The sequence below is a fragment of the Paraburkholderia ultramafica genome, from assembly GCF_902859915.1.
GTDB classification, from domain to species: domain Bacteria; phylum Pseudomonadota; class Gammaproteobacteria; order Burkholderiales; family Burkholderiaceae; genus Paraburkholderia; species Paraburkholderia ultramafica.
In genome coordinates, this window is record NZ_CADIKK010000101.1 from 1 (window position 1) to 4617 (window position 4617).

General features: G+C 51.3%; 2 protein-coding genes. One reads left to right on the top strand and one right to left on the bottom strand.

The window, feature by feature from the left end; genetic code table 11:
- Positions 1–456: 456 nt before the first annotated feature.
- Positions 457–1338 carry a hypothetical protein gene (locus HV744_RS36120; RefSeq protein WP_217469219.1) on the bottom strand — a complete coding sequence of 294 codons (882 nt, stop codon included), beginning with the start codon at positions 1336–1338 and terminating at the stop codon, positions 457–459.
- 465 nt (positions 1339–1803) lie between these two features.
- Here HV744_RS36120 and HV744_RS36125 point away from each other — a divergent pair, with 465 nt between their 5' ends.
- Positions 1804–4272 (top strand): ATP-binding protein, encoded by a 2469-nt coding sequence (locus HV744_RS36125; protein WP_175154026.1) that lies wholly within the window; start codon positions 1804–1806, stop codon positions 4270–4272.
- Positions 4273–4617 lie beyond the last annotated feature (345 nt).

Genomic DNA, 4617 nt, shown 5'->3' on the forward strand with positions numbered 1-4617 from the left:
CCGGCACGGATCAATCTGGTCAGCCTTCAGAAATCGTCAACTGCGAAGACGGGGCCTCACAGTTGTCCCACCCGCCTGTCGGACCATACGTTTTTACACAGCCTCGGCCAGGAGGCGTCATTCGTTCCCGCGTCCGGCCGGGCGTTCAAACGTCGCGTCCACCGAGAAAGCGGCCATCCGATGCGCAGCTATGAGCATTGCCACTTGCTCCCTTCCCCAAACACGCTGGAGTCCGTACGGGGTTGACTTCACGCGGACGGCGGCCGCCACGGACGACGCATCGGACTGCGTGCGCCCGGAGTCATTCGAATGTCAAATGTGCGCCGGACATCAAGCCTTTAGTCGTCAAGTTAATAGCACCATCGCGCCGTCACCCTTGGTACAAGGCAATTTAAGCGCAGGCAGTCACATCTCAAGTTGAGCGGAGCGACGTTTAACTCGAGCGAAAAAATAGCATCAACTGTGGGTACCAACCGTCGTTTCGGTCAATGCCCGCTCTAAGCGCACGAGGACAACCGCGAGTTCGCGAATTTGAATCGCTTCCTGTTGAGTGATGGAAGGGTCACTCGCAGAACCGTGGCCCGCGAGAGGCTCTATGTTGCGGCGTTTAAAAATCTCCTCCATGACATCAAGCAGCGGTGTGGCCAGTTTCGAATGGTTTCGATACTGGCTGAACCAACCTCCGAGACTCTGATTCTGTACGTTGGGGTTTGGCACAACTTGCTTTGCAAGAGTCTCAAATATTGAAGCTCCCGTGTGAAGTACCAGCGACCAATCTTTATCTTGCATGGCCCTATCCATACGCTCAACAAGTTTGCGGATGTTGACGTACGTTGCCGATCCGACTGCTTGGTCTGGCAGTTCCGTCACCTCAAGTATTTCGATCCGGGCGTCGTTGTCTTCTAAAGAAATGCGAAAGCCACACCCGTCTGCCTTTAAGATTTGATTGACATCGGTCACTCGGACGTTCGTTTCCTCGATCAGGTCCGCAAGAATTTCAGCGAGCGTTGCAGTATCGGGTCGCCGCATCGCAACCTCGATCTCACCGTTATGCCAAGCGTACTCGGCCGGAAGGTAGTCCCAGTCCGAAAGCTCCAGAGTGTAGATTGGCTTGCCGACAGCGTTGTTCACGATGTTGACAATCTTGTTTTGCCGGATGAGTTCTATTTGATGCGCGTCCTCAGAATTAGCGTTCGTTACCTTGACACTCTTTCGTAAGAGCCTTGTTAGTTGAAGCCGTGCTGACGTGGAAACGACCTCAAGCTCCAACTGTTCGCGCATGCGGATGTTGAGGCGGGTACCTGGAATCAACGGAGGAGTATTCGATGGTTTTGGCATTGGTAGAGTCTGATGAGCCGCAAACTGGCCAGCAGTATAAATTAACGTAATGCTTATGGATGACCCTCCGTCACCGCTCCGGTCCACCTCGGCCGTTGAGGCGGGCGACTTTACGTCATGCGACTGACAGTTGTCGGCGCAAGAGCCATCAATTGTGGGGGGCGACTCAACGCCCGCCTCGGGTCCGATCATAGCCAAGCGCCGGACGATGTGTGACGATGCGATTATGCGTCTCGCATTGGACCAGGTTCGGCCAAAACCCGTCGTTCACAAATATCTTCGGCCGGATGTTCGGACGTCGGCTCGACTCTATAAGCGACCGACGGATCATCGACGGGCGCCTTTGGCTTGTCGATTCTTCTCCGACACGCGGAGATTCATTTGGATGGGCCGACATCAATCCGCAATCGGGGTTGGTTATGCGTTAACCGTCAGTTAGAGTATGAGACCTCGTCGGAGACCACCGTGTATAAAATTTACGAAGCGCAACTGCATGAAGCCACATTTAGTCAATCTGATTCTCAGAAGTTGAGTTATCTATCTTCGGTTATGAGGTCGCTGTTGCAGTCCCTCGCACTCTCGACGTTTGAAATAGCTCTTCGCATGACACCAGCTAAAGATGACAATACGGTCATAAGAGGCTTACTAGACCGCTTCGCCCAGCCTGCTGACGGACTTCCACTCGAAGCACTCGACGTACTCATTCCAATCGTAAGAAGTAACGTCGCCAAAACTTACATGGTGGGCTGGTTTGAGAAAAGCGCTCACTCTGACCACCCGATAGTCAGTCAGTTGCTCGAATGGATCGAGTTCCGGAACAGAAAGCCGGCCCACGGCGTTCTCGATGCAAAGACAACCGCTCATTGGGCTGACCGACTTGATAAGCTAATTAGATGTGTTCTAACCGCGTTTTCGTCAGCCTTGCCCAAGGTCCAGCATGATGGTACTCCGACGTTAGATGTGGCGGGAAGCCCGTTGCCGCTTTCGACACTGCTTGTCGTCTCGGGGCATGCGATAGTCATTTCAAAGGTTGTTTCGCGGAAGGGGATCTGGAAGATTCACGGCCAATTGCTCTCTTGGACGGATGCGCGCGAAATAACGCTAGATCTTGGCAGCGCGAACATCTTCGCGGTCGATGACACGCCGGTAGAAAAATTCCGGCTGGCAGAATTGACGGTAAGCGAAAAATCTACATCGATTTTTCATAATGTGCCCGTTAGGCAAACCGACACGTTTGTAGGACGTAAAAAAGAACTCGATAAGTTAGAAAAATGGATTGAAGACGTCGTGGATTCCCGGATGTGTTTAGTTCACGGCGACGGAGGATTTGGAAAAACCACGTTGGCGCTGCAATTTTTCAATAATTTGATCGAAGGTAAGCTCGCAGACTCTGTAACACTACCATCGGTTATCTGCTTTTACACCGCAAAGAAAACTAGGTGGACGGACGATGGCCTGGTCCACTTCAAGGGAATATCCGATGCGATGGAGGATGGCGTCCGCGAGCTCTTATATCTCTTTTACCCTGTTTTGGGGAAAGAATGGTACAAGGCGAGCGGCGATGCACTCATAGATAAAATTGAAGGCGAGTTCGTTAGGCAGGGTTTTAGCCGCAACGATGTTCTCTTGATTATCGACAACACCGAGACACTTGCGACTTCTCAATTGGATGCGGAAGAGCTTGGCGACTTTTTGACTATGGTCGGGAAAAAGCTTGGGCGTGTGGTCATAACGTCTCGGCGCCGCGAGTTGCTTAACGCTACCCCAATTTCGGTGAGCTCGTTGTCAGAAGACGAGGCGCTTCTTCTCGTTCAACGACTTGGAAGCGAGTACAAGGCTCAAGCTATTTTGCAAGCGGGTGAGCCTCGATTGCGCGCAGCTTGTAAGCAATTAATGTACAAACCGCTACTTATCGATACGTTGGTTCGATACATAGCTCGATCTTCAACCGGCCTCCAAAATGGGCTCGATCAAATATTGAAAAAAACAAACGATCAGCTTCTCGAGTTTTTGTATGAGGACGCTTGGGTCAGAATGAACGAATTGGTGCGAGAAGTGTTTATGGTTTTAGTTTCGCTAGCAAGTCCAATTAACGGGAAATGCATCGGCGATGCTTGTACCGAGGTTGGAGTTCAGCACACAGAATTTCAGGGGAGCCTCGATGAAACTTACTTCGCGAGCGTGATCGATCATGGCGAAACCTACGATCTAGAAATCGTAGATCTTGCAAAGGAATTCTTCAGGCAAAAGAAACATCGTGCGCCCGAGGCAACAAGGGAGCGTTTGGATAATATCGCATTTATGGTTGATAAACTGGAGACAGACCGTCGCAAGATCGAAATGCAGTACAAGCAAGATCGCGTTGCAGACGGATTTCGAAGTGAATTCGCCAAAGCCGCGAAAATAGCGGGAATGAAACACGACTATAAAACTGCCGGAGAAAATTTTGAACTGGCGTTACTTGATGAGCCTTTTAATGCATCGTTGCGTGAGCGGTATGCATCCTTCCTTTTTAGAACATTAAATCGTTCTCAAGTTGCCCGTGATCACGCGCTTGAGGCAACAAGATTAGATCCGCAAAATGGCGACGCTTGGCTCACTTTTGGGTTGATAGAGTATAAACTTCGGAATTTAATCGGCGGTGATGAGGCGGTTGATAAGGCAGCGCAAAATGGCAAAAGTGAATCGCTCTGTTTGCTGCAGAAAGCTATCGCCCGATATCATCATGTGAGGCGTGAGCCGTATAGTAAAGCAGCAATGAGAATGCTAAAAGAGGCAGAAACTATGATCGAGCGCGGAATACGATTAGCCGACCCGAAGGATTTTTATTATAGGAAAAATGTGCAGACCTCAGACAAGTATTTGGGCCTCATACAGTCTCTTATCTCTCAAATCAATCGTCGAACGATAACCTCGGAGAACGCTCCGACATAGAACAAACAGTTCGAGAAACACTGGCGCGGCGGATTTTCGTGTGACGGCAGGCGTACGGCTATAACCGCCAGGCGACCTAGATGAATCAGGCTAGCTGGGGGCTGAAGTGGTTGTCGCTCCTGTTGCGACCTAAATGACACTTGAAGGGCGGGGCAAAGCGACAACTCCGCAAACGGCTGCTGCGCTTTTGAAGCGGCCGTTGGTGACCTGCGGGAACGAAGGGCTGTTGTGGGTCGGTGGACTAAACCGCTCGCGCGGTAGGGGCTACGGTCAGACGCCGGTGGTCAGGGAGAGGCCGGCATCGCGGTTCCGTATGTTGGCGAATGAGGCAACCCGCCTCGTTCT